Annotated in this window: 4 protein-coding genes and 1 pseudogene; 2 read left to right on the forward strand and 3 right to left on the reverse strand. The window is 68.5% G+C overall.

The window, feature by feature from the left end; all coding sequences use genetic code 11:
• Positions 1-408 (forward strand): annotated as a pseudogene (locus VKN16_01890) (reverse transcriptase domain-containing protein).
• Between the two features lie 6 nt (positions 409-414).
• Here VKN16_01890 and VKN16_01895 read toward each other — a convergent pair.
• The 3 genes from VKN16_01895 to VKN16_01905 all read right to left on the reverse strand — a co-directional run bounded on the left by VKN16_01895 (position 415) and on the right by VKN16_01905 (position 3,388).
• On the reverse strand, positions 415-2,676 hold the full coding sequence (locus VKN16_01895; GenBank protein ID HME92953.1) for a recombinase family protein: 2,262 nt from the start codon (positions 2,674-2,676) through the stop codon (positions 415-417).
• On the reverse strand, positions 2,669-2,848 hold the full coding sequence (locus VKN16_01900) for a hypothetical protein (GenBank protein ID HME92954.1): 180 nt from the start codon (positions 2,846-2,848) through the stop codon (positions 2,669-2,671). Before VKN16_01900 ends, VKN16_01895 begins: the two co-directional genes overlap by 8 nt.
• A 288-nt stretch (positions 2,849-3,136) precedes the next feature.
• On the reverse strand, positions 3,137-3,388 hold the full coding sequence (locus VKN16_01905; GenBank protein HME92955.1) for a hypothetical protein: 252 nt from the start codon (positions 3,386-3,388) through the stop codon (positions 3,137-3,139).
• A 365-nt stretch (positions 3,389-3,753) separates the two neighbouring features.
• Here VKN16_01905 and VKN16_01910 point away from each other — a divergent pair, with 365 nt between their 5' ends.
• Positions 3,754-4,476, forward strand: a complete 723-nt coding sequence (locus VKN16_01910) for a group II intron maturase-specific domain-containing protein (GenBank protein HME92956.1) — start codon at positions 3,754-3,756, stop codon at positions 4,474-4,476.
• The last annotated feature ends 395 nt before the right edge of the window (positions 4,477-4,871 follow it).

Genomic DNA, 4,871 nt, shown 5'->3' on the forward strand with positions numbered 1-4,871 from the left:
TTCCTGCTGGTCGCGTGGGATCGGGTGCGGACCAACAAGGGTGCCCGCACCGCCGGCGTAGATGGCGCTACCGCGTCGTCCATCGCGGCGCGGGGTGTCGAGGTGTTCCTCGACGAGCTTCGGTCGCAGGTCAAGGACCGCAGCTTTCGCCCGTTGCCGGTGCGCGAGCGGATGATCCCCAAGGCCGGCGGCAAGCGGCGTCGGCTGGGGATCGCCGCGGTGCGGGATCGGGTGGTCCAGGCATCCTTGAAGCTGGTGTTGGAGCCGATCTTCGAGGCGGATTTCCTCCCGTGCTCCTACGGGTTCCGCCCGAACCGCCGAACGCATGACGCGGTGGCCGAGGTGCGCTACTTTACGTCCCACTCTTATGAGTGGGTGGTGGAGGGCGATATCAAAGCCTGTTTGGATGCATCGTCACACTGCTCCTTCGCTGATTGTTGGGGTTTTGAACAGGGCGTTTTGTGGGGTTGGTAGCTCGATACGCAGGCCTTTCCTGCGTCCGGTGCGGGTCAGGACCGCGTTCAGCTCGCGGCGCTTGACCTTCTGCAATACGGTCTGGCGGGAGACGCCGAGCGCTTGGCTGGCGTAGCCGAGGGGGACCCAGCCGTCGGGGGTGGTGTTGGTGAGCATGCCGCGCAGCTGATCGGTGAGGCGGATGCGCCAGGGCGCGCCGGGGGTGATCTGCTCGCCGGCGACGAAGCCGTCGTTGAGCCAACGCAGCAGGGTGGACGGTGCGATGTCCAGCTGGCGGGCAGCGGCGGTCACGTTGAGCAGTTCTCCTTCTTTTTGATCGTCGGAGGGCTGGTGGCAGGGGATTTTCCAGTGGTGGCGCAGCGATTGGACTCTACTGGCGGTGTATGACATTCCGCGGGCGGTGCGGCGGCCCTGGCGGTTGAGGATGCCGGCGATGACCGCGTCGGGGTAGTGCACGGCCAGGCGGCGGATGAGGTCGATGGTGTCCTCGTCGGTGCGGATCTTGGGCTGTCGGCGGCGCAGCGGCACGGTCAGGTCGCTGATCGCGCCGCCTTTCCAGCGCAGCATCAGGGCGGCGTTCGGGTTGGGGTCGTCGCGGTGCAGCGTGATGTTGACCTCGTCGATCAGGGTGCGCAGCAGCTGCTTGCGGTCCTTGTCGGCGGTGGTGGGCGCGTCCCATACCTGGCCGAGGTCGTCGCCGAGGGCGAGGATCGCTTGTTTCTCCTGCGCGGTCAGGGCTTTCGGGCGGGCGGCCCGGCGGCGGGCCAGTTCGGCCTCGGCGTCGGCCAGTTCCCGCAGCGCGTGTTCCCATTCGCCTTCCAGGCCGCGGGCGACCAGCCGGTTGTCCGGATCGACGGCCCGGTAGCGGCGCTCGGCCCGGGTCGCCTGGTAGCGGGCCTGCTCGACCTGGCGTTCGTGCTGGGCAAGGGCGGCGTCGTGGCCGTCTTCCAGCTGGGCGGCGGCCTGCAGGCACGCCTGCAGCGCGGCCGGTGCCAGCGCGGCCAGGAACGCGGCGGTGACGGCGGCGTCGATGGCCTGCCCGCCGGTGCTCATGTGTCGCACGCCGCGCCCGTCGACCAGCTCGGCTGATCCCTGGCAGTAGTAGTTCGGCACGCACTTGGCCGGACCGGAGTAGAAGATCGCCAGTTTGCGGCCGCATGTGCCGCAGGTGGCCAGGCCCTGCAGCAGCGCGGAGCCTTCCCGGACCGCGCCGGTGCCCGGCTGGCTGGCCTGGGGGCGGATGTTGGCGCCGATGCGGGACTGGTTGGCCTGGTAGGTGTCCCAGTCGGTGAACCCGGGGTGGTGATCGGGGATGAGGACCTCCCACTGGTCGCGGGGCAGGCGGCGGCTGCGCTGGCGCAGTGCGCCGCTGCGGTCAAGGTAGCGTTCCTTGCGGGTGCGGCCGTAGACGTACGCGCCGGCGTAGGCGGGGTGGGTCAGCGTGGTGTGCACGGCGTGATAGGTCGGCTCCACCCAGGTGATCTCCGGGATTCCGTTGCCGCGCCGGGTGTAGGCGATCTTCTGCAGCGGCCAGCGCAGTCCCTGCTCGCGCAGCCACAGCCAGGTGGCGCGCGCCGACCCGCACACGGCGAACCGCTCGAAGACCGCGGCGATGACGCCGGTGACCGCCTCATCGGGGTGGAAGCGGATCTGTCCGTCGGCCTCGCCCCAGACCAGGCCGACGGGCAGGCCGCGGCGCAGCTCGCCGCGGGCGGCCTTGTTCCTGACGCCACCTTCCAGGCGGGCCCGCAGCACGTGGAGCTCAGCTTCGGACATGATGCCCTTCATGCCCAGCACCAGCCGGTCGTTGAACAGCGCCGGGTGGTAGACGCCGTCGGCGTCGGCGACGAGGGTGTCGCACACGCCGGCCAGGTCAAGCAGCCGATACCAGGCCGCGTTGTCCCGCGCCAGCCGGGAGACCTCCAGCGCCAGGATGATCCCGACCTGGCCGAGGGCGACCTCGGCGACCATGCCCTCGAACCCGTCCCGCTGCCCGGTCACCGACCCAGAGACGCCCAGGTCGCCGTCGACAACCCGGACTGCCTCCCGCGGCCAGCCCAGCTGCCGGGCGCGGGAGACCAGGTCGTACTGGCGGGCGGTCGACTCGGTGTTGCGCTCCACCTGGATCAGGGTGGACTGGCGGACATAGATCACGGCCGTCCGCGACAGATGCGAGGCGGTGATCTTCCCCGGCTCACTCATCGCCCGCCACCTGCGCCGTCACGGACGCGGCGGTCTGCGCCCGGGCGATCACGGCCGCCAGCAGCGCGACCGCCGCGGCGACGTTGTCCTCCGGAAGCTGGCCGATCAGCTCCGGCAGTGGCGCCGGAACCTGCTCTGGCAGCAGACTGAGCTGGACAGGCTGCACGATCATCCTCCCTGGCAGGCGGTTTTCGTGCAGCCTGCTCCCGTTCGTCCTGGCAACGGGCGCACAGCGCGGAAACCAGCACGGACAGACCCAGCAGGTCCGCCGCTGCGCCCAACGTCCCCGGGCCGCTGCCGCCGACCGGGGCTGCGTCGGTCCACGACGCCGGGACCAGCCGCTTGGAGCCATCCGGCAGGACCACCAGCAACTCGCGTGCCCCGTGCCGGCGCATGCTGCCCAGCACCGCCAACAGCTGGCCTTCGAAGGGATGCCGTGGCCGGATGATCCGCACCGTGTTCACCGCCGGCCCTGCCCGCCGGCCAGCCGGGCACCCAGGTCACCGCAGCCGGCCGTGTGCAACACCGCCGCGGCCGCCAGCGCGGCGTTGCCCGCGTCCAGGCCGGTCACGGCCTCCCGCAGATCCACCGGGACGCCCGCCGCCAAGCTGGCGGCGATCTGCAGCACCCGCCTCTCCCCGGCCGAGCACGGCAGCGCACCCGCCTCCAGCGCGTCGGCCGCCGCCGTAAAGTCGACCGACGCCATCACCATGCCGCCGGCATCCGCGGCAAATTCGATCGCGATTCCCGCGAAATCCTCGCGGGAAAGCCACGAACCGTTCCCGATCAGCAGCTCAACGGCCGCCTCCAGGCACAGCAGGCCCTCCGCCCACGCCCGCAGCCCGGCCGGGAGGTCATCGAAGCCCGTAGTAAGGCGGGGGTTCCTTCGACGAAATTTCGCATACGGCGTTGATGGATCGCATCCGAGGTAGGGTCCAGGACAAACGCGTCTGCGCGCTGGTGAAGGCGTTCCTGAAGTCCGGGGTGATGGACGCCACCGGGAATCGGTAAGACACACTGTCCGGAACCCCGCAGGGCGGGATTTTGTCCCCGTTATTGGCCAATGTTGCCTTGTCCGTGCTCGACGATCACTTCGACCGTCAATGGCGGCAGGAGATGGGAACGGAAGGTAAACGGGCTCGACGCAAGAAGAACGGCCTCGGAAACTGGCGGATTGTCCGCTTCGCGGACGATTTTGTCGTGATGGTGTCCGGAGAACGGCGCCATGCCGAGGCACTGCGTGAGCAGGTGGCGGCCGTGCTCGCACCACTAGGATTGCGGCTGGCCCCGGACAAAACCCGCGTGGTCCACATCGACGAGGGCTTCGATTTCCTCAGCATCCGCATTCGGCGGTTGCGGAAACGGGGCACAGCGAAATACTACGTCTACACCACCCCGTCCAAGAAGGCCGTGCAGGCCGTCAAGGGCAAGGTGAAGGCGAAAACGCACAGGTCAACCCGCCACATCGACCCGGACGAGATGCTCACCGGTCTCAACCGACTGCTGGCGGGCTGGGCCCGCTACCACCGATACGGAGTGTCCAAAGCGACGTTCAACGCCATCGACTCCTACACCTGGAGCCGACTGATGCGCTGGCTTCGCAACAAGTACGCGGGCAAGAACCGTCTCGGCATGAAAGAACTCCGCCGCCGCTTCTGCGACAAAGGATGGAGATTCGCCTACAACGGGGTCATCTTCACCGGCGCCTCCAGCGTCAGCGTGACACGCTACCGCTACCGCGGCAGCAACATCCCCACCCCGTGGACCCCCAAACCGGCAACAACAACAACCAGCAGTTGACCAACGGCCAAGACACGTGGAGCGCCCGGTGCGGTGAGAGTCGCACGCCGGGTGCGGGAGGGGACCTGCGGGAGACGACCGGCGGCAACACCGGCACCGCGCTCGCAGGTCTACCTCACACACGACGACATCAAGCGCCGGGGCATCCAGCGCGGGTCCGAGCTATTCGGAATCGCCACTCGCGCGTTGGAACGCCTCCAACGACTCCCGGAGACCATCCGGGGATTCTTCCGGGATCCCGCTCTGGTCTATATCGGAATGTGAACGAGAGTCCGCTAGCTACGTTTCCCATTGGTATTTCGACACTTCAAAGGCGGCGACGCACGTCTTCCCAACCCCTACCTGACGCATCCAAGTGCGCCTTTTCCCAACTCGCTCACCACGACAGGCTTCAA

This window comes from Candidatus Methylomirabilota bacterium (assembly GCA_035315345.1).
GTDB lineage: Bacteria > Methylomirabilota > Methylomirabilia > Rokubacteriales > CSP1-6 > CAMLFJ01.